The organism is Massilia sp. UMI-21 (assembly GCA_015277795.1).
GTDB lineage: Bacteria > Pseudomonadota > Gammaproteobacteria > Burkholderiales > Burkholderiaceae_D > Telluria.
Window position 1 is genome coordinate 3699780 of the sequence record CP063848.1, and the last position, 19538, is coordinate 3719317.

Consider the following 19538-nt stretch of genomic DNA (forward strand, 5'->3'; position numbering starts at 1 on the left):
CCGCCTCGGCCTCCCCGCCCCTCCCAAAATCAAGGCCCACGCCCATCCGCGGCGTTATAATGGCGTGTTTTTTCTGAAATTCGTGCTTCCACCGGCCCTGCCGGCAGGCCTCCTTCAGACCATACATAATAGGTAGATAACAAGATGACCGAATTGACTCCTCTCCGCCACATCCCCCAGGCCAACGTGTTCCGCAAGGGCGATGTCTTCGTCCTGTTCGGCGAGCTGTTCGGCCGCGGCTATGTGAACGGCCTGATCGATGAGGCACGCGCCGCCGGCATGCGCATCGTGGGCATTACCGTGGGCCGCCGCGACGAAACGGGCGCGCTGCGCGCCCTGACGGCGGAAGAGCACGCGGAAGCGGAAGAGAAGCTCGGCGGCACGATCATCAACGTGCCGCTGATGGCCGGTTTCGACATGGACGCGCCGGAAGGCGAGCAGAATCCGACCGAACTGCTGGCCGACGTCAAGCTCAAGACCTGGCAGGACGACAAGCTGGACTGGGAAAAGATCGAGCGCTGCCGCGCAGCCGGCGTGCGCCGCTTCACCACCTCGGCCGCCGAGGCGATGCACGAGATCGACAAGCTGATCCCGGAGGGCGCGAACGTCTTCTTCGCCCACACCATGGCCGGCGGCATCCCCAAGATCAAGGCCTTCCTGGCCATCGCCAACCGCATCTACAAGGGCCGCGGCGAGCGCTTCGAGTCCTCGCGCGCCCTGCTCGACAGCGACCTGGGCAAGCTGATCCTGATGAACTTCGACGAAGTCACCGCCAACACCCTCAAGTACCTGATCGACGCGTCCGCCCAGATCCGCGAGCGCGTGACCAAGGCCGGCGGCGAAGTGCGCTACACCGCCTACGGCTACCACGGCACCGAGATCCTCATCCAGGGCGAATACACCTGGCAGACCTACACCAACTACACCCAGGGCTACGCCAAGATGCGCCTGGAGTCGATCGCCCAGGCCGCCTGGAAACAGGGTGTGTACGCGACCGTCTTCAACTGCCCGGAAATCCGCACCAACTCGTCGGACATCTTCGTGGGCGTGGAACTGTCGCTGTTCCCCCTGCTCACCGCACTCAAGCAGGAAGGCGGCGGCGCATGGGCAGACAAGCAATGGGAGATCTGCCAGGACCTGCTGGGCGAAGGGACCTCGCTGCAAGCGCTGCTCGACACCATCGAAGGCTATAACAACGACGCCACCAGCGCCCACTTCCGCAACTTCGAAGCCTGGCCGATGGACAACACCCCGGAACTGGCCGAGGTCATGATCGGCACCTCGGAAGCCATCACCGCCCTGCACAAGGACAAGAAGGCCCTGATCACCGACCACCTGTCGAGCCTGGTGCTCGAAGGCGCCGGTCCGCTGATGTTCCATGGCGCGTCGGAAAAGATCGCCCCGGTGCTGTGGCTCAGCCACGACATCATCGCCCGCCAACTGAACGAACTGCACAAGTAAACTTGACGCAAATGCGCCGGGGCAGAAGAATGCCCCGGCGCTTCCTCACTTCCTTTGTGGATATCATGTTTTTCAAGAAACAACATTCGATGTACGAATCCGAGCACACCAAGTTCATCAAGGAGCTCAAGGCACAAACCCCCGGCATGGACGAGCGCCAGGTCGCCGGCCGCGCGCTACTCTGGGACAAGGCCCCGCTGTCGCTGGACGAGCAGGAGCGCATCAAGGCGTCACGCCTGCGCCAGCACGCTTACCCCTACCAGTCCAAGGTCTGAGGTAAGGAAGCGCCGCCATGCTGCCCGAGCAGGCCGCGCCGCAGTCGCCCGATACTGCGCCGGCCGATCCTGCGCAGGATGAGGCGCCCCTGCCGCCCGGCGACGCGCAGTTGAACGCGGCCGCCGACATGGCCGGAGCGGCCATCGCACGCCTGTACGGCGAGCCGCTGACACGCCTGCCCAACGACCTGTACATTCCGCCGGATGCGCTCGAGATCTTCCTCGACGCCTTCGAAGGTCCGCTCGACCTGTTGCTGTACCTGATCCGCAAGCAGAACTTCAACATCCTCGACATCCCGATGGCGCAGGTGACCCTGCAATACCTGGAATATGTCGAGCAGATCCGCCAGCGCAACCTGGAACTGGCCGCCGAGTACCTGCTCATGGCGGCCATGCTGATCGAGATCAAGTCGAGGATGCTGCTACCCAAAAGGCAGGACGACCTGGTCGAGGACGTCGGCGACCCGCGCGCGGAACTGGTGCGCCGCCTGCTCGACTACGAGCAGATCAAGTCGGCGGCGCTGGCGCTCGGCGCCCTGCCCCAGGAAGGCCGCGACTTCGTGCGTCCCCAGCTGTTCGTCGAACAGGGCCTGGCGCCCGCCTTGCCGGAGGTCGATCCCTGGGACCTGCAGCGCGCCTGGCTCGACGTCCTGCGCCGCGCCAAGCTGACCCAGCACCACCGGATCAGCCGCCAGGAGCTTTCCGTGCGCGAGCACATGTCGGCCATCCTGCGCGTGCTGCAGTCGCAGCGCTTCGTTGAATTTTCCGAACTGTTCGCCGGCCAGCACACGGTGCCGATCGTGGTTGTACACTTTGTCGCCATGCTCGAATTGGCGAAGGAAACCTTGATCGAGATCACCCAAGCCGAACCCTTCGCGCCAATCTATGTGCGCCTGGCGTATTCCCCGGCTTGAAAGCCACACCATTCATTCTTGCATCTGTACACTAAAACTCCATGAAAATCATTTCCTCCATCGACGAACTGCGCGACCAGCTGCGCGGCCAGCTGCGCACCGCCTTCGTGCCGACGATGGGCAACCTGCATGAAGGCCATCTGTCGCTGATGCGCCTGGCGCGCAGGCACGGCGACCCGGTGGTCGCGTCCATCTTCGTCAACCGCCTGCAATTCGGCCCGAACGAGGATTTCGACAAATACCCGCGCACCTTCCAGGACGACGTCGCGAAGCTGGAAAAGGAAGGCGTGTACGTGCTGTTCGCCCCGACCGAGAAGGACATGTATCCGGAGCCGCAGGAATACCGCGTGCGTCCGCCCGAAGACCTCGGCAACACCCTGGAGGGCGAGTTCCGCCCGGGCTTCTTCGACGGTGTCTGCACGGTGGTGACCAAGCTGTTCTCCTGCGTGCAGCCGCGCGTGGCCGTGTTCGGCAAGAAGGATTACCAGCAGCTGATGATCGTCCGTAACATGGCGCGCCAGTTCGCGCTGCCGACCGAGATCATCGGCGCCGAGACCTTCCGCGCCGAGGATGGCCTGGCTCTGTCCTCGCGCAACGGCTACCTGTCGAGCGCGGAGCGGCTGGAAGCGCCGGTGCTGTTCCAGCAACTCAATGCCGTGGCCGAAGCGATGCGCGCCGGCAGCCGCGATCCGGCGCAGGTGGAGCGCCAGGCGATGGCGCAGCTGGCCGCCCGTGGCTGGCAGCCCGATTACGTCTCGATCCGCAAGCGCATCGACCTGCAGGCGCCCGACAGCGCCGACCTGGAAGCGGGCACGCCGCTGGTGGTGCTGGCCGCGGCCAAGCTCGGCAAGACCCGCCTGATCGACAATCTTGAAATCCAGGCGTAGCAAAGAAGTATCATTGCTTGCAAAATTGCAATAACCGGGAGACTGGCCTTATACTTGTCAAGCCTTGACCCGCGCGGCCGCCGACACCGGCAGCCGCGCGCCATCAACACCACTCGCAAGGATCTGTTGCCGTGACCGACACCGCCGCTCCCCTCGTCCGCAAGGGCCCGCCGAAGCCGACCGATGCGCTCAAGCGCATCGGCAGCACGGCCGAACCGCATGAAATGCGCGACCCGTTCGATATCGGCGAAGCCCTGACGACGCTGTCGCTGTCGGGCGAACCGGTCACGGTGTTCCCGGCCGGCTGGATCGAGCCGCTGCTGGCGCGCGTCGAGTCGGTCGACCCGGAGCTGCCCCATTTCGTGCTCGACTTCTCCGGCAGCGAACGTCCGCCGGCGGGCAAGGCGACCCTGGTCGCTTCGCTGGGCGGCAACGCCAAGCTGCAGTTCGAGCTCGACCAGTCGTGGAAACCGGCCCCGGACCACCGGATGCACGTCGCGGCCGATTTCCCGCCCGCCTGCCTGGTACTGAACCGGCGCGCCGCGCGCCGCGTCGAGACGCCGGTCGGCGTCAACTACATGGCCAGTTTCCGCCTGAAAGGCGCCAACGTCGAACTGCCGCTGTACGACTTCTCGCAAGGCGGCGTGGGCCTGCGCGCCACGCCGGGACAATGCCTGGGCCTGCACGTGGGAAAAAAACTGGAGGACGTGCACCTGGAACTGGGACCGAACCTGGTGATCACGGCCGACCTCGAAGTGCGCCTGCTGCGCCCCTTCCGCACCTTCCTGCTGGGCGAGCAGGTGCAGATCGGGTGCAGCTTTGCCGGCATTTCGATGCAGATGCAGCAGACGCTGGAGCGCTTCGTCACCACCGGGGCGGTGGAGCGCCGCGCCGCGTCGCGCTGAACCGGCGGCAGCCGGCCTTCAGGCCGCGACGCTCTGGGCCCAGGCCAGCGCCGACAGGTGCGCCTTGTTCACGTCGAGCGGGCTGATGTCGAGCGACTCGGCCAGCGAGGCCACCAGCTTCGAATTGAGCTCGCAGGCCTCGGCCAGCGCCAGGTAAGGCCCGTAGCGGCCCTCGCGCCCGAGCAGCGCCTTGACCACCTCTTCCGGCAAGGGCACCGTGTCCAGCACCTCCTTCATCGGCAAGCCCAGCAGCCGGTCGAGCAGCGAGAACATGCCGGCCACGAACAGGTTCTCCGCTTCGCCGCGCAGGCGTGTCGCGCCCAGCAGTTCGGCCAGGCGCCCACGGACCACCGCGGTCTCCATCAGCACCGGCGAATAGCCGCTGCTGCTGGCCGTGGCCAGCAGCAGCACCAGCCAGCGGTACAGCGGCGCGTAGCCCATCAGGGCAATCGCCTGGCGCAGCGACTGGACCTCGCGGGCGGCGCCGAAGCCGGCCGAATTAATGTAGCGCAGCAGCTTGTAGGTGAGCGCCGGATCGCGCTTGAGCACGTTCTCGAGCCTGGGCACGTCCTCGTTGTTCTGGACCATCTGCATCAGCTGCAGGATGGTGCTCTGGGTCGGGTTCATGCCCTTGACCGGGTTGCCCGGACGCGGGGTCAGGTGCAGCTTGCCCACGAAGGCGTCCAGTCCGAGCGCGGCGCAGGCGTCGAAATCGGCCCAGGTGGCGACCGGGCGGCCGACCATGCGCATGGCCGCATGCTTGGCCGCGGCGTAGGTGCGCGCCTGGGCGGCGACGTCGCTGCCGGCGAACTGCACCTCGACGTACGACGCGTAGGGCGACAGGTTACGGCCCAGCAGATTGATGTCGGCGCCGCGGATCGACACCCCGACCCCGCCCACGCGCAGCGCCTGGACCGCCGAGCGCACGTTGGGGTCGGTCAGCCTGCGGATGCCGAGGGTGAGGACGGTGCGGTCCGGCGGCAGCGCGTGCAGCGCGTCCAGCGAGAGCATCTCGGGAACCGCGTCGAGGAACAGGATCTTGTCGCGCAGCAGCCAACCATGCTCGGGATGCTGGACGTGCTCGGCGACGAAGCCGACCAGGTCTTCCAGCTCCTGGTCGCTCGCGAGCTTGCCGTCGTGGTGCTGCCACGACAGTTCGTAGCCGATGACCCGCTGCTTCGGGTCGAGCAGCGGCTCACGAACGATGAAATTGGTTTGATGCATGTGGGCGCGAAAAAGGTCTAACACGAGCACGCGGCCCGGACGCCGGGGCCTGCCCCGTCAGAAACCGAGACTGTCGAGCAGGTCGTCGACCTGGCCCTGGTCGGCCACCACTTCGCTCTTGCCTTCCGGCTTGATCTGCGGGCCGTTGAGCAGGCCGTTGTCGATCTCGCGCCGGATCTCGCTGGGGGCGAAGTCGATCAGCACCTGCACCAGCTGCTTCTCGAGGTTCTGGGCGATGCCGGTGATGCGGCCGATCACCTGACCGGTCAGGTCCTGGAAGTCCTGGGCCATCATGATGTCCATCAGCTGGCCGCGGGTGGCGGCGGCCCCCGCGCGCGACTCGTCCAGCCCGGCGACGGTGCGCTGCGCCAGCGCGCGCCATTCGGCCTCGCTCGCGCCGCCGTCGAGCAGGGTTTGCCAGGCGCCCGAGAGTTCGGCCGAACGGGTTTCGATGGCGTCCTGCACCGGACCGGCGGCATCGGTGGCGTCGAGCACGCGCTTGGCCGCCTGTTCCGACAGCCGCGCCACGTAGTCGAGGCGATCGCGCGCATCGGGGATGTCGCTGGCCGCCTTCTCGATCAGCTTGTCGAGCCCGAGGCCGCGCAGGCTCTCGTGCAGCGCGCGCGTCATGTGGCCGATCCGGCTCAGGACCTCCTCGTGCGGCTCGTTCGACTGCGCCACGCCCTGGACAGCGGTCTGCTCGGTCATATCAGCCTGCCTTGTCCATCTTTTCGAAGATCTTGTTGAGCTTCTCGTCCAGCGTGGCGGCCGTGAACGGCTTGACCACGTAGCCGCTCGCGCCCGCCTGCGCGGCGGCGATGATGTTTTCCTTCTTGGCTTCGGCGGTCACCATCAGCACCGGCAGCTTGGCCAGCGCGGGATCGGCACGAATATTCTGCAACATGGTCAGTCCGTCCATGTTCGGCATGTTCCAGTCAGACACCACGAAGTCGAACTGTTCGCTGCGCAGCTTGGCCAGGCCCATCACGCCGTCTTCGGCTTCGTCGACATTGGCATAACCCAGTTCCTTCAACAGATTCCGGACGATGCGTCGCATCGTCGAGAAATCGTCAACAACCAGAAAACGCATCTTTGGATCAGCCATGAATTACTCCGTTTTGAATCTTGTACTTTGGTTTATTGGATGAAGACCGCACAACAGCCTCCAGAATAGCATTTTTGTTGCCATACGGCGATAAAATGGCAGCAAACCCACCCCGTTCGGATCAAACACGCAACGCCCGGCCGCCCTGCGCGGCCAGGTGCTCGAGCACCATGCGCGGCAAGGCCTGCAAGCTGCCCACTTCGTGGGCGGCGCCGAGCGCGATCGCCTCGCGCGGCATGCCGAACACGACGCAGCTGGCCTCGTCCTGGGCGAAATTGTGCGCGCCGGCCTGGCGCATGTCCAGCATGCCGGCGGCGCCGTCCTTGCCCATGCCGGTCAGGATAACACCAACGGCATTCTTGCCCGCCGCCTCGGCGGCACTGCGGAACAGCACGTCCACCGAGGGCCGGTGCCGGTTGACCGGCGGGCTTTGCTCGATCCGGGTCATGTAGTTGGCGCCGGAACGGGTGAGCACGAGGTGCGAGTGCCCCGGCGCGATGTAGGCGTGGCCCGGCAGCACGCGCTCGTTGCCCGCGGACTCGGTCACGCTGATCTTGCACAGCGAATCGAGGCGCTTGGCGAAGGAACTGGTGAAGCCTTCCGGCATGTGCTGGGCGATCAGGATGCCGGGGCAGTCCGACGGCATCTGCATCAGGAATTCGCGGATCGCCTCGGTGCCGCCGGTGGAGGCGCCGATGATGATCAGTTTTTCCGACGAGATCAGGGGGCTGCGCAGGGCCGACAGCTGCGCGGACGGCGGCGCGCCCGGCAGCGCGCGCTTGATGCGGGCGCGGCTGGCTGCGCGAATCTTGTCGGCGATGAGTTCGGTGTACTCGCGCATCCCGGTCTGGATCGAGATCTTCGGCTTGGTCACGAAGTCGACCGCACCCAGTTCCAGCGCGCGCATCGTGATTTCCGAGCCGCGCTCGGTCAGCGACGACACCATCAGCACCGGCATCGGGCGCAGGCGCATCAGTTTTTCCAGGAAATCGAGGCCGTCCATCTTCGGCATCTCGACGTCGAGCGTGAGCACGTCGGGGTTGTGGCGCTTGATCAGCTCGCGCGCGACCAGCGGGTCGGGCGCGGTGGCCACGACTTCCATGTCGGGCTGCGAGTTGACGATTTCGCTCATCACACTGCGGATCAGCGCGGAGTCGTCGACGATCAGTACCTTGATTGTCATGCGTCGTCCCTTTCAGGTCTTGGTGCCGGCCACTACGTTCAAAAGAGCTCAGAACAGATCGATATCGCCGCCGACCGGTTCGACCTTGAGTCGTTTGGCGTAATCGAGTTCGCGTTTTGCCAGCGTATCGTTTTGGGTTTGCATCAGCTTCTTCACCAGTACCTTGCCGGTCTTCGGGAAGAAGTACACCTTGCGCGGATAGATGTCGTTCAGGTCCGAGGCCAGCACCGGGATCCGCTCGGTCTTGAGGAAGTTCACGACGAAGGTGGCGTTGCGCTCGCCCACGTTCATCGCCGTGAAGCCGCGCAGCACCGCGCCGCCGCCGAACACCTTGGCCTCCAGGTTCTCGCGCCGGGCGCCGGCCTTGAGCAGGTCGTTGATCAGGATCTCCATCGCGAAGCTGCCGTAGCGCATCGAGGCCGACACCGGATTGCCGGCGTCGCCGCCGTCGGGCAGCATGAAGTGGTTCATGCCGCCCAGGCCGCTGATGCGGTCGCGGATGCAGGCCGACACGCAGGAACCGAGCACGGTCACGATCAGCATGTTCTTGCCGGTGTAGTAGTACTCGCCCGGCAGGATCTTGGCGGCGTCGCAGTCGAAGGTGCGGTCGTAATAGACGTTGGTGGCGAACTGGTTGTTCATGGTCGAATCCGGTGCAATCAGCGGCGCGCGGCGCCGTCAAGCTCGTACACGGTCTTGCCGCGCAGGCGCAGCGAATCCGACACGTACAGGAAGTTTTCGGAGTGCCCGGCGAACAGCAGGGCGTGCGGCTTCATCAGCGGCACGAAGCGCGCCAGGATCTTGCGCTGGGTGTCCTTGTCGAAGTAGATCATCACGTTGCGGCAGAAGATCGCGTCGAACTGCCCTTCCAGCGGCCATGCGTCCGCCAGCAGGTTCAGCTGGCGAAAGCTCACCAGCTGGCGCACTTCGGGGCGTACCCGCGCCATGCCTTCGTTGGCGCCCTTCCCTTTCAGGAAAAAGCGTTTCAGGCGCTCCTGGCCGGCCTTCTCGGCGCGCTCCATCGGATAGACCGCGTTGGCGCCGACCGCCAGCACATTGGTGTCGATGTCGGTCGCCACCACCTGGACCGGCGGCGTGAGCGAGCCGAAGGCCTCGCAGGCCGTCATCGCGATCGAGTACGGTTCTTCGCCGGTGGACGCGGCCGAGCACCAGATGGTGAGCGGCGCGCCGTCGCGGCGGCGCAGGGCCTGTAGGTGGTCGGCCAGCAGCGGGAAGTGATGCGCCTCGCGGAAGAACGAGGTCAGGTTGGTGGTCAGCGCGTTGGTGAACGCTTCCCACTCGGCGCCCAAGCGGCCGGCCTCGAGTTCGTCGAGGTAGCGCACGAACGACTGGATGCCGGTGGCGCGCAGGCGCCGCGCCAGGCGGCTGTAGACCATTTCCTGCTTGCTCTCGGCCAGCGAGATGCCGGCGCGCTGGTAGATCAGCGCGCGTACCCGCTCGAAATCACTGCGCGTGAAGTCGAACTCCTTGACCGTATCGGATCGTTGCTGCGGCACGTGTGTTGCCTCTTGGTTGCTGTTGCTCTGCGTGTTGCTCGTGCCGGGCCGTTCGTAGGGTGGGCGGCTGCGCCGCCCACCCCAGGTTCATGCTGCCAGCTTGTCCATCAGGCCCATCTCGCCGGACGACATCAGCTTGTCGATGTCGACCAGGATCAGCATGCGCTCGTCCACCGTGCCCAGGCCGATCATGTAGTCCGAATTGAAGGCGGTGCCCATTTCCGGGGCCGGCTTGATCTGCTCCGGGGTGAGCGTGGTCACGTCGGACACGCTGTCGACCACCATGCCCATGATGCGACCGGCGATGTTCAGGATGATCACGACGGTGAACTGGTCGTACACCGGCGTGCCCAGGTTGAACTTGATGCGCATGTCCACCACCGGGATGATGATGCCACGCAGGTTGATCACGCCCTTGATGAATTCCGGGGCATTGGCGATGCGGGTGACCGCTTCGTAGCCGCGGATTTCCTGCACCTTGAGGATGTCGATGCCGTATTCCTCGGAGCCCAGGGTGAAGGCCAGGAATTCGCTGCCGGCGCCTTCGATGCTGCCGTCGCCCGGCTTGTTGTTCTGTACAGTAGACATGTTCACGTCCTCTTGGGTTAATGTTTTGTCAAAGGCTGGACGAAGCGACCGCGTCGCCCAGCAGCTGGCGCGACGAGCGCACCAGCGCGGCCACGTCCAGGATCAGGGCGACGCCGCCGTCGCCGAGGATGGTGGCGCCGGAGATGCCGGCCACCTTGCGGTAATTCGCCTCCAGGTTCTTGACCACCACCTGCTGCTGGCCCACCAGTTCGTCCACGAACAGCGCGGCCCGCTTGCCCTCGGTCTCGAGGATCACCACGATGCCTTCCGACGGATCGGTGATGCGCGCGCTGATGTCGAACATCTGGTACAAGGGGATCAGCGGCAGGTATTCGCCGCGCACCTTGAGCACGCGTCCGCGTCCCGCGATCTCGCGGATATCCTGCGGCGCCGGCTGCAGCGACTCGACCACGAAGGACAGCGGCAGGATATACACCTCTTCGCCGCTGCGGATCGACATGCCGTCCAGGATCGCCAGCGTCAGCGGCAGCGAGATCGAGATCGTGGTGCCGAAGCCGCGCGCCGAGCGGATGTCGACGCTGCCGCCCATCGCGGCGATGTTGCGCTTGACGACGTCCATGCCGACGCCGCGTCCCGAGACGTCGGTCACCTGCTCGGCGGTCGAGAAGCCGGGCGCGAAGATCAGCTGCCAGACCTCCTCGTCGCTCATGTTGTCGCTGACGGCCAGCCCGTTCTCGGCCGCCTTGGCCAGGATGCGCTCGCGGTTCAGCCCGCCGCCGTCGTCCGAGACTTCGATGACGATGTTGCCGCCCTGGTGGCCGGCCGACAGGAACAGGCGGCCCGCCTCCGACTTGCCGGCGGCCGCGCGCGCGGCCGGCATCTCGATGCCGTGGTCGATCGAGTTGCGCACCAGATGGGTCAGCGGGTCGACGATGCGCTCGATCAGGCCCTTGTCCAGTTCGGTGGCGGCGCCGTTGGTGATGAAGTCCACCTTCTTGCCGAGTTTGCCGGCCAGGTCGCGCACCATGCGCGGGAAGCGCGAGAACACGAAGTCCATCGGCATCATGCGGATCGACATCACGGCTTCCTGCAGCTCGCGCGTGTTGCGGCCCAGCTGGCTGATGGAGTTCAGCAGGCGCTCGTGCGCCATCGGGTCGAGGTTGCCGCTCCTTTGCTCGAGCATGGCATTGGTGATCACCAGTTCGCCGATCAGGTTGATCAGCTGGTCGACCTTCTCGACCGACACCCGGATCGAGGACGATTCGGCGTGCGGATCCTTCCTGGCGGCCTTCTTGTCGGTGGTCTCGCTCGCTTCGAGCGGTTCGGGGCGCTGCGCCGGCGCCGGCGTGGGCGCCGGTTCGTTCGTGATGCCCGCCAGCGCGCGGATCTGCTCGATCGGCTGGAAGAAGCCGTAGCCGCGCTCGTCCTCCGACAAGGCTTCATCGGCAGCGGGCGCGCTGTCGTCATCGACGTCGAAGAAACCGTAGCCCTGCTCGTCCTCGATGCGCTTGCGCTCGGCGGCCTCGATGGCGCGCTGCTCCGGGCTCAAGGGCGGGGCTTCGAAGATCTTCAGGTCGTCCGGATCGAGCACGAAGGAGCAGATCGCGATGATGTCGTCCAGGCTCTCGTGGGTGGTGATGACGATGGCGCTGCGCCCGCCTTCCAGCGGGGTCACCTTGACGCGGCCCATCAGGCCGAGCTCGTCGACCAGCGCGCTGATGTCGCGCAGCTCGACCGCCGGCAGTTCGATCTTGTAGCGGTGCGCGTTCTCGAGCGGGTGATCGGTCCTGGCCTGCGCCGTCAGGTAGGACGGCGCCACCAGCGGCGCCTGCGGCACCAGGCCCTCGGCCAGGTCGTGCAGCACCATGCGCACGTTGGCGACCGCCTCCTGGTCGACCGCCGCGCCGTGGCGGTGGCCGTCGAGCTGCATCTTGAGGCTGTCCTTGGCCGCCAGGAAGGCGTCCACGTGGTTGCTGGTGAGCGCCATCTCGCCCTTGCGGATGCGGTCCAGCAGCGACTCGAGCACGTGCGTGACTTCGCTCATGTCGCTCAAGCCGAAGGTCGAGGCGCCGCCCTTGACCGAGTGGGCGGTGCGGAAGATCGCATTCAGGTCTTCCGGGTCGGGCGCGGCCACCTCGACGCCCAGCAGCAGCCGCTCCATTTCGGCGAGCAGTTCCTCTGCCTCGTCGAAAAAGACCTGGTAAAACTGGCTGATGTCGATCGTCATGATGAAATTCCCTGAAAGGCCCGGCCGCTCATCGCCTTAACCGATGACCTTCTTGACTACTTCGATGAGACGCTGGGGGTCGAAAGGCTTGACCAGCCAGCCGTTGGCGCCGGCGGCGCGGCCCTTGGCCTTCATCTCGTCGGACGATTCGGTGGTCAGCATCAGGATCGGGGTCTTGGCGTAGGTCGGCAGCGTGCGCAGGGTCTTGATCAGGGCCAGGCCGTCCATGCGCGGCATGTTCTGGTCGGTCAGGACCAGGTCCACGCTCTGCTGCTTCGCCTTGTCGAGGCCATCCTGGCCGTCGACGGCTTCCACCACGTTGTAGCCGGCCGCCTTGAGGCTGAAGGCCACCATCTGGCGCAGCGAACTGGAATCGTCGACCGCGAGAATCGTTTTTGCCATGTTTTGCTCCTGCTGTTTTGTTCCGGACTGCGCCGGTTGAATGTTAAATGGCTGAATGTGTATTTGTCGTGGCCAGCGCACTCAGAAGAGTTCGATGTCCCCGCTTTCGAGGTGCTGCTGGTTGACCGACTTGCGCAGCATGCTGCGCAGCTCGAGCGACTGGATCGCCAGCGCCATGCTGACCTTGCCCAGGCGCTCGACGATCTCGTCGCTGTCGGTCTCCGGCGCGATCTCGGCGCCGTGGTCGCCGAGGGTGCCGAGGAAGTCGCGCAGGCCGGTCACGCGGCGCAGCGTACGGTCGATCAGCTGGCTGGTCATGTCCTGGAACTGCATGCTGGTGATCGCCGAGTTCACGTGCTGGCCGATCTCGCCCGACATGTCCGCCAGGTTCGCGCTGTCTTCCGCGCTCGGGGTCTCGCCGGCCAGCAGGCGGTTGATTGCCTCCTGGCGCGCGCCGACCGCGGTATGGATCGCCATGAAGCTGCTGGTCAGCTTGTCGATGGCTTCCTCCAGCAGCAGCTCGGTCTGCAGCAGGTCGGTCTCGACCTCGGTCAGGTGGCGGCGCCCGTGGATGGCCACACCCGACAGCAGGCGCTTCACGTGCGACCCCAGAATCTTTTTTCTTTTCATTCGCGTCTCCAGTCCTGCTGGGCTATTTGGCGCCGGGCGGCATGCCGCCGGCCGCGGCCACCGCCTCGGCGGCCGCCGCGGGTTGCTGTGCCGGCACCTCGAGCGAAGCGGCGTCGCGCTGCACGGCTTCCTCGGTGCGCTTGTTCATCACGATGATGCTGATGCGCCGGTTGATCGGGTTGAACGGATCGGTGCGGTCGAGCGGCGCGGCCGAGGCCAGGCCCACCACGCGCAGCACCTTGTCGTCGCCCAGGCCGCCGCGCACCAGTTCGCGGCGCGAGGCGTTGGCGCGGTCGGCCGACAGTTCCCAGTTGCTGTAGCCGGCGTCGCTCACATACGGGGTCGAGTCGGTATGGCCGGACAGGCCGATCTTGTTCGGCACCTCGTTGAGCACCATGCCGATCACGTTCAGGATCTCTCTCGTGTACGGCTGCAGCTCGGCCCTGGCCAGTTCGAACATCGGACGGTTCTGCTCGTCCACGATCTGGATGCGCAGGCCTTCGCTGGTGATGTCGAGCAGCAGCTGGTTCTTGTATTTCTTGAGCAGCGGGTTGACCTCGATGACCGATTCGATCCTGGCCTTGAGCGACTGCAGGCGGTCGGCTTCGGCCTTCGCGACCTGGGCCTTGGCCGCTTCCAGGTTGTAGGTCTTCGAGCTCGGGTCGATGTCGCCCTTCTTGACCTGGCCGTTGCGGCGGGTCAGGTCGGTGCCGCCGCCCTTGATCACCGACGAGGAGTCGCCCGCGCCCGAGCCGCCCGCCATCGCCACCTTGAGCGGCGTCGCGAAATATTCCGAGATGCCTTCCAGGTCGCCCTTGGCGGTCGAGCCGAGCAGCCACATGAGCAGGAAGAATGCCATCATCGCGGTCACGAAGTCGGCGTACGCGATCTTCCAGGCGCCGCCATGATGACCGCCCTGCACCTTCTTGATGCGCTTGACCACGATCGGGCGCATGCCTTCGTCAGCCATGGTGCCCTCGCGCGTCGACGTTCATGTGAATGGGATGATGCAGCGGCATTGCGGCTTACTTCTTCTTCTTGATGTGCTCTTCGAGCTCGGCGAAGCTCGGGCGCTCGGTCGAGTACAGCACCTTGCGGCCGAATTCCACGGCCAGCGCCGGCGCGTAGCCGTTCAGGCTCGCCAGCAGGGTGACCTTCACGCACTGGAAGATCTTGGTCGATTCTTCGAGCTTCTGTTCGAGCACATTTCCCAGCGGGGAAACGAAAGCGTAGGCCAGCAGGATACCGAGGAAGGTGCCGACCAGCGCCTTGGCGATCAGGATGCCCAGTTCGGCCGGCGGCAGGCCCACCGACTCCATGGTGTGGACCACGCCCATCACCGCCGCCACGATGCCGAAGGCCGGCAGGCCGTCACCGATCTTCGCGATCACGTGGGCCGGGATCGCGCCTTCGTGGTGGTGGGTCTCGATCTCGTTGTCCATCAGGTTTTCGATCTGCATCGCGTCCATGTTCCCCGACACCATCAGGCGCAGGTAGTCGGTCATGAACTCGATGATGTGGTGGTCGGCCAGCACCGCCGGGTACTTGGAAAACAGCGGCGAGGCTTCCGGCGCCTCGATGTCGCCTTCGATCGACATCAGGCCTTCCTTGCGCACTTTCGACAGCACGTCGAACTGCAGCGCCATCAACTCCATGTACATGTCCTTGGTGTACTGCGACCCCTTGAAGATGCTTGGAAAGGCCTTGATCGTGGCCTTGATCGACTTCATGGTGTTGCCGACGAAGAAGGCGCCAAGCGCTGCGCCGCCGATCATCAAGAGCTCGATCGGCTGCCAGAGCGAAGCCAGGTGACCGCCGGCCAGCGCGAAACCGCCGAATACACAGGCACAGACGAACAGGTAACCGAAAATGACTAACAAGGGAATTCCGCTCCAGATACGCCGGGGATGATCCGTCCGGCAGACTCAAATTTAGTGATTTCAAGCAAAGTTGACGCAGGGAACCACTCTAGCGGGAGAATGGCCCCTCGGCAAGCAGAAAGGCCGGTTTTGTCGCCTAAAAGTCCCAGATATACAGCGCCGGCCCGCCCTCTGTCGGGTAGACGGTACGGTCAGGTAGCCGATCGTCAATGACGAATTCGTAACTGATGAGCAGCGCCCCGGGGCGCATCTCGCGTGCGGCCTTGCGCCACAGTGCGTCCATGGCAGCCGGGGACAGGTAGGCGAACACGACGTCAAATTGCGCAAAATCCAGGTGTTCGTAGTCGCCGCGCAGGAAGCGCGCCCCGCTTCCTGCCAGCCGTGCGCGCAAGCGGCTCAGCAGCCAGGGCAGCGGCGCCAGCTCGATGCCGGCCGCCTCGATGCCGGGCCGCAAGCGCGCCAGGTGCAGCACCAGGCCGCCCAGGCCGCTGCCGATGTCGATCACCCTCACCCGCTCGCGTGCCGGCAGGAGGCTGGCGAGCGCCTCCCACACGCGCCGGTTGGACGGGTAGTACGGCACCTGGGTGCGGTAGGTCGACCAGTACAACAGCAGCAGGAACAGGAAGACGGCCAGGAAGACCAGGGGCGGGATCGCCAGCGCGGAGGCGCCCAGCAGCGCCGGCGCAAAGAAGAACTGGATGAAACGCCACCAGCTGGCCAGCCCGCGCCACCAGCTCAGGCCGGCGGCAAGCAGGCCCTGGACCAGGGCCACCGCCAGGTAGGACATCGGGACGCCGGCCGTGGCCAGCAGCCAGGTGAGGGCAAGCGTCAGGGGGACAGCGGCAACTTGCAGCAGCAGCGCCGCGATCGCGGGTGTCACGATCGGGTGTTCAGTCGCCCTGCCGGGCGGCGGCAGCGGCCGCATCCTGGGCATCCTGGGCATCCCGGGCTTCCTTGGCGTCCCTGGCCTTGCGGGTCTTGCCGGCGCGCGAAGGCATGTGGCACAGGCCACACAGGTAGTCGGCGTTCAGGTCGAGGGCGTTGACGACATACTTGCCCTGGCACTTGCCGCACGGGGCCAGCACCAGCATGCCGCTCTGGAAGAAGCGCACCAGGGTCCAGGCGCGGGTCAGCGAGAGCAGCGGCTCTTCGCCCGGCTCGGGCGGCATCTGTTCGAGGTAGAGCTTGTAAGCCTTCATCACCGCCTGGATGCCGGTGGCGCCGGCATGTTCGACCAGGAAGCGGTGGATATTGATGAAGAGCGAGGAATGGATATTCGGTTGCCAGGTCAGGAACCAGTCGGTCGAGAACGGCAGCATGCCCTTGGGCGGAGAGACGCCCTTGAGTTCCTTGTACAGCTTGAGCAGGCGCTCGCGCGAGAGCGAGACTTCGGTTTCGAGCAACTGGAGGCGCGCCCCCAGGTTGATCAGTTCGATCGCAAGCTGGATTTCCTGTGCTTCCGATACGACGCTTTTCTTGCTCATCCCCGCTCCCGCTCTGGTGTAGCCTTGCCATGCAGCCCCGGCGGAGCTGCCTCAGCGGGATTTTATACGATCTCTTCCACAGGCTGGCCGGCCATCAGGATCGCGGCGTGCGATTGGGCCAGGCTGCGCTCCTTGGTGTGGCTGGTCAGCATCGACAGGATGGCGGTGTCGTCGAAGCGGAAGCGGGCCAGCATCATGTTGCCGCTTGCCAGCTTCAGGATCTGGGCATTGCTCATGCTTTCGATCAGCTCGGCGATATCGGCGGAGATGCCCAGACGGAAGATGGCGGTGACCTTGTCGGCGCGGATCATCTGCTGAGCCAGCATCAGGTAGCTCAGGTTGGCATCGCGAATTTCAGCCATCATGTCGTTCATCGTCATTTCACTCTCTCCGTTATCCGTTTCACCGGCGACTCAGTGGTTACTGAGGTGTTGCCGTTGAGATAGATTCTGACCGTGAGGAAACTTTTTCGGAATTGGACAAACTCTGTATTTTTCGTCCGCGAAATGACGGCATGATCCGTAGGAGTTTGTCTGACAAACCCTTCCGGATCACTCTGGCGCCCCTATGAAATCGGGGCCGTGGGCGGTGCTGACAACCACCCGGAAATTGTGCGCCCGCCCCTGATTCTGTCGTGCGCTTGCTACGATTTACGTCAAGCTTTTGGAGAACTTGAGGGTTTTCGCAAAATATTTTTCAATCTTTTGCCGCCCTTTCATCTTCTTAACGGCGCCCCGCGCAGGAACTTGAGGGTTTTTTTAAAAATATTTTCGAGACCCTCTACCGCGCTTCTGGAATGGGTAACGGCGGGGGCGCGGGAAACTTGAGGGGTTTCGCGGATTTTTTTTAAAAATTTTTACTTGCCTTATAAAGTTAGCGCCAAGCCAACAAAATGGGGCGGCGACCGGCGGAACTTGCTACACTGCGAGGCTGACCAATTCACTTCAGGCCTCAACTATCTTGTAAGGCGAGCATGGAATCTTTACGACTCTGGGACATCAGCCCGACCATCTCGGCTGCGATCCCGGTCTGGCCCGGCGATACGCCCTTCGCGGCCAGCCCGACCTGGCAGATCCAGGACGGCTGTCCGGTCCGCGTCAGCCGCATGACGATGACGACCCACCTCGGCGCCCATACCGACGCCCCCAGCCACTACGACCCGGCCGGCAGCGCCATCGACGCGGTCGACCTGCGCCCTTACATCGGGCCCTGCCGCGTGATCCACTGCATCGGCGCCGGCGCCGTCGAGGCGGCCCACCTGGAAGGCAAGCTCGATGGCGTCCCGCCGCGCGTGCTGCTGCGTACCTACGCCAGCGCCCCGCAAACGGCCTGGGACCCGGCCTTCGCCGCCGTTACGCCGGCGGCGATCGCGCTGCTGGCCAGCCGCGGCGCGATCCTGGTCGGCACCGACACGCCCTCGCTCGACCCGCAGGATTCCAAGACCCTCGACGCCCACCATGCCGTGCGCGCGAACGGCATGGCCATCCTGGAAGGCATCGTGCTGGACGAGGTCCCCGAGGGCGACTACGAACTGCTCGCCCTGCCCCTGAAACTCGCCGGGATGGACGCCAGCCCGGTACGCGCCGTGCTACGTGAACTCGTGCGCGCGCAGCCACCGAAGGAAACCCCATGAGCACCACCATCAGCCGCGCCGATTGCGTGGCCCGCGACGAACGCGACCCGCTGCGCGCCCTGCGCGAGCGCTTCGACCTGCCCCAGGGCGTGATCTACCTGGACGGCAATTCGCTGGGCGCCCGCCCCAAGGCGGCGCTGGCGCGCGCCCAGGAAGTCGTCGGCCGCGAATGGGGCCAGGACCTGATCAAGAGCTGGAACACGGCCGGCTGGTTCGACCTGCCCAAGCGCCTGGGCGACCGCCTGGCCCCGCTGATCGGCGCGCAGGACGGCGAAGTCGTGGCCACCGACACCACCTCGCTCAACCTGTTCAAGGCGCTGGCCGCCGCGCTGCACCTGCAGGCGCAGGGGCCGGCCGCTTCCCGCCGCACCATCGTTACCGAACGCAGCAACTTCCCGACCGACATCTACATGGCCGAAGGCCTGGCCGGATGGCTGCGGCAGGGCTACCGCGTGCGCCTGGTCGATTCGGTGGAAGAGATCGCGGGCGCGGTCGATGCCGACTGCGCGGTGCTGATGCTCACCCACGTCAACTACCGCACCGGCTACCAGCACGACATGGCCGCCTTGACCCGCCACGCGCACGCTGCCGGCGCCCTGGCCGTCTGGGACCTGGCCCATTCGGCCGGCGCGGTGCCGGTCGACCTGCACGCGGCGCAGGCCGACTTCGCGGTCGGCTGCACCTATAAATACCTGAACGGCGGCCCCGGCGCGCCGGCCTTCATCTGGGTGCCGCGGCGCCACCAGGCCGCGTTCGCCCATCCGCTCACCGGCTGGTGGAGCCACGCCAGGCCGTTCGCGATGGCGCACGGTTTCGAGGCATGCGAAGGCATCGGCCGCGCGCTGTGCGGCACCCAGCCGGTGCTGTCGCTGGCGCTGGTCGAATGCGGCCTGGCCGTGTTCGAAGAAACCACGATGGCGGCGGTCCGCGAGAAATCGCTGCTTCTCACCGACCTGTTCATCGAACTGGTCGAATCGACCTGCGCGGGGCATCCGCTGGGCCTGGTGACGCCGCGCGAGCATGCCCGGCGCGGCAGCCAGGCCAGCTTCACCCATCCGCACGGCTATGCGGTGATGCAGGCCTTGATTCGCCGCGGCGTGATCGGCGACTACCGCGAACCGGCCATCATGCGCTTCGGCTTCACCCCGCTGTACACGGGCTTCGCCGACGTGTGGGACGCGGTGGCGATCCTGAAGGACATCCTCGACCGCCGCGACTACGACGTGGCGCTCGAGCGCAGTCTCGTTACCTGAGGAGAACAC

Annotated in this window: 22 protein-coding genes; 7 read left to right on the forward strand and 15 right to left on the reverse strand. The window is 65.3% G+C overall.

Annotated elements, in window-relative coordinates; translation table 11 throughout:
• Positions 1-144 precede the first annotated feature (144 nt).
• The 5 genes from IM543_16215 to IM543_16235 all read left to right on the forward strand — a co-directional run bounded on the left by IM543_16215 (position 145) and on the right by IM543_16235 (position 4442).
• The gene (locus IM543_16215) at positions 145-1461 is read left to right on the forward strand and encodes a hypothetical protein (protein QOY93106.1); all 1317 of its coding nucleotides are present in this window, start codon (positions 145-147) and stop codon (positions 1459-1461) included.
• A gap of 65 nt (positions 1462-1526) precedes the next feature.
• On the forward strand, positions 1527-1736 hold the full coding sequence (locus IM543_16220; protein ID QOY93107.1) for a DUF3460 family protein: 210 nt from the start codon (positions 1527-1529) through the stop codon (positions 1734-1736).
• 17 nt (positions 1737-1753) lie between these two features.
• Entirely contained in the window at positions 1754-2650 is an 897-nt protein-coding gene (locus IM543_16225) for a segregation/condensation protein A (GenBank protein ID QOY93108.1), read from the forward strand.
• Positions 2651-2691: 41 nt separating this feature from the next.
• Positions 2692-3537, forward strand: a complete 846-nt coding sequence (locus tag IM543_16230) for a pantoate--beta-alanine ligase (protein QOY93109.1) — start codon at positions 2692-2694, stop codon at positions 3535-3537.
• Between the two features lie 131 nt (positions 3538-3668).
• On the forward strand, positions 3669-4442 hold the full coding sequence (locus IM543_16235) for a PilZ domain-containing protein (GenBank protein QOY93110.1): 774 nt from the start codon (positions 3669-3671) through the stop codon (positions 4440-4442).
• 18 nt (positions 4443-4460) lie between these two features.
• Here IM543_16235 and IM543_16240 read toward each other — a convergent pair whose 3' ends face one another.
• The 15 genes from IM543_16240 to flhD form a co-directional block, all read right to left on the reverse strand.
• Complete coding sequence (locus IM543_16240; GenBank protein QOY93111.1) at positions 4461-5666, reverse strand: HDOD domain-containing protein; 1206 nt, start codon at positions 5664-5666, stop codon at positions 4461-4463.
• Positions 5667-5723: 57 nt separating this feature from the next.
• Complete coding sequence (gene cheZ / locus IM543_16245; GenBank protein QOY93112.1) at positions 5724-6374, reverse strand: protein phosphatase CheZ; 651 nt, start codon at positions 6372-6374, stop codon at positions 5724-5726.
• A gap of 1 nt (position 6375) precedes the next feature.
• Positions 6376-6771: a chemotaxis response regulator CheY gene (cheY, locus tag IM543_16250; GenBank protein QOY93113.1), complete on the reverse strand. Its 396-nt coding sequence runs from the start codon at positions 6769-6771 to the stop codon at positions 6376-6378.
• A gap of 121 nt (positions 6772-6892) precedes the next feature.
• Complete coding sequence (locus IM543_16255) at positions 6893-7954, reverse strand: chemotaxis response regulator protein-glutamate methylesterase (protein QOY93114.1); 1062 nt, start codon at positions 7952-7954, stop codon at positions 6893-6895.
• 48 nt (positions 7955-8002) lie between these two features.
• Positions 8003-8596 (reverse strand): chemoreceptor glutamine deamidase CheD, encoded by a 594-nt coding sequence (cheD, locus tag IM543_16260; protein QOY93115.1) that lies wholly within the window; start codon positions 8594-8596, stop codon positions 8003-8005.
• A 17-nt stretch (positions 8597-8613) separates the two neighbouring features.
• Positions 8614-9471 carry a chemotaxis protein CheR gene (locus IM543_16265; protein QOY93116.1) on the reverse strand — a complete coding sequence of 286 codons (858 nt, stop codon included), beginning with the start codon at positions 9469-9471 and terminating at the stop codon, positions 8614-8616.
• 87 nt (positions 9472-9558) lie between these two features.
• The gene (locus IM543_16270; protein QOY93117.1) at positions 9559-10059 is read right to left on the reverse strand and encodes a chemotaxis protein CheW; all 501 of its coding nucleotides are present in this window, start codon (positions 10057-10059) and stop codon (positions 9559-9561) included.
• A 28-nt stretch (positions 10060-10087) separates the two neighbouring features.
• Positions 10088-12247 (reverse strand): chemotaxis protein CheA, encoded by a 2160-nt coding sequence (gene cheA, locus IM543_16275; GenBank protein ID QOY93118.1) that lies wholly within the window; start codon positions 12245-12247, stop codon positions 10088-10090.
• A 36-nt stretch (positions 12248-12283) separates the two neighbouring features.
• Positions 12284-12649 carry a response regulator gene (locus IM543_16280; GenBank protein QOY93119.1) on the reverse strand — a complete coding sequence of 122 codons (366 nt, stop codon included), beginning with the start codon at positions 12647-12649 and terminating at the stop codon, positions 12284-12286.
• Between the two features lie 81 nt (positions 12650-12730).
• Positions 12731-13279 carry a chemotaxis protein gene (locus tag IM543_16285; protein ID QOY93120.1) on the reverse strand — a complete coding sequence of 183 codons (549 nt, stop codon included), beginning with the start codon at positions 13277-13279 and terminating at the stop codon, positions 12731-12733.
• 22 nt (positions 13280-13301) lie between these two features.
• Complete coding sequence (gene motB, locus IM543_16290) at positions 13302-14249, reverse strand: flagellar motor protein MotB (GenBank protein QOY93121.1); 948 nt, start codon at positions 14247-14249, stop codon at positions 13302-13304.
• 55 nt (positions 14250-14304) lie between these two features.
• Complete coding sequence (gene motA, locus IM543_16295; GenBank protein QOY93122.1) at positions 14305-15159, reverse strand: flagellar motor stator protein MotA; 855 nt, start codon at positions 15157-15159, stop codon at positions 14305-14307.
• 136 nt (positions 15160-15295) lie between these two features.
• Complete coding sequence (locus tag IM543_16300; protein ID QOY96721.1) at positions 15296-16084, reverse strand: class I SAM-dependent methyltransferase; 789 nt, start codon at positions 16082-16084, stop codon at positions 15296-15298.
• Positions 16050-16643, reverse strand: a complete 594-nt coding sequence (flhC, locus tag IM543_16305) for a flagellar transcriptional regulator FlhC (GenBank protein ID QOY93123.1) — start codon at positions 16641-16643, stop codon at positions 16050-16052. The genes IM543_16300 and flhC overlap by 35 nt, the downstream gene beginning before the upstream one ends.
• Before the next feature lie 62 nt (positions 16644-16705).
• A complete protein-coding gene (flhD, locus tag IM543_16310) occupies positions 16706-17023 on the reverse strand; it encodes a flagellar transcriptional regulator FlhD (GenBank protein QOY93124.1) in 318 nt (105 codons plus the stop codon).
• 593 nt (positions 17024-17616) lie between these two features.
• Here flhD and kynB point away from each other — a divergent pair.
• Both kynB and kynU read left to right on the forward strand, forming a co-directional pair.
• The gene (gene kynB / locus IM543_16315) at positions 17617-18276 is read left to right on the forward strand and encodes an arylformamidase (GenBank protein QOY93125.1); all 660 of its coding nucleotides are present in this window, start codon (positions 17617-17619) and stop codon (positions 18274-18276) included.
• Positions 18273-19529, forward strand: coding sequence for a kynureninase (gene kynU / locus IM543_16320; GenBank protein QOY93126.1), 1257 nt, complete (start codon positions 18273-18275; stop codon positions 19527-19529). Before kynB ends, kynU begins: the two co-directional genes overlap by 4 nt.
• The last annotated feature ends 9 nt before the right edge of the window (positions 19530-19538 follow it).